Here is a 544-nt window from a genome sequence, read left to right as displayed (position 1 = left end):
CCAACCTTCGCTCCCGACTGCGCGATACCCAAGGCTAAGTTAACGGCTGTTGTGGATTTGCCCACCCCACCCTTTGCAGAGCTCACCGCAATGATATTCTTCACACCTTTCACCGCATTAGAAACCTGCGTTTCTAGTGCTTTTACGCCGAGTTCAATGTGAAACGGAAACGCGGCTACAGCTTTGGATGCTTGCTGTTGTTGAATCCATTCTTGCAATGTGCGCTGAAGCTCATTACTAGCAAATGGCAATGTAATCTTCACCTCACCTTGAGCGGTGATGGTGACAACGCCGTGAATATCGGCCCAATTTTCCACTAACTGTGGATGTTGAAATTGATTAAACCAATGACAAAAATCTTGTTTTGAAGTGAACTGATGCATAAGTCCTCCTTTTGAGTACCATGCTACCACCGACCCGACATAACCAGAACCCTAAAAAAACTAAGGCATTCCGCAGTTTGACACCTTGGAGTTAGTGAGTTCATGGGGTAGTATTATCCATCAAAATTTTTTTATACCTATCAAGAAAAGCGAATATTAAG

General features: G+C 44.1%; 1 protein-coding gene. It reads right to left on the bottom strand.

All coding sequences use genetic code 11. The features are described 5' to 3' along the window. A partial coding sequence (locus tag R7Q48_RS30270; RefSeq protein ID WP_318134104.1) for a P-loop NTPase occupies window positions 1–383 on the bottom strand: 383 nt, incomplete at its 3' end. Window positions 384–544 lie beyond the last annotated feature (161 nt).

The sequence above is a fragment of the Vibrio sp. 378 genome (genome assembly GCF_033339435.1).
Note: the sequence above shows the minus strand (reverse complement) of the source record. Positions and strands in the feature narration are given on the sequence as shown.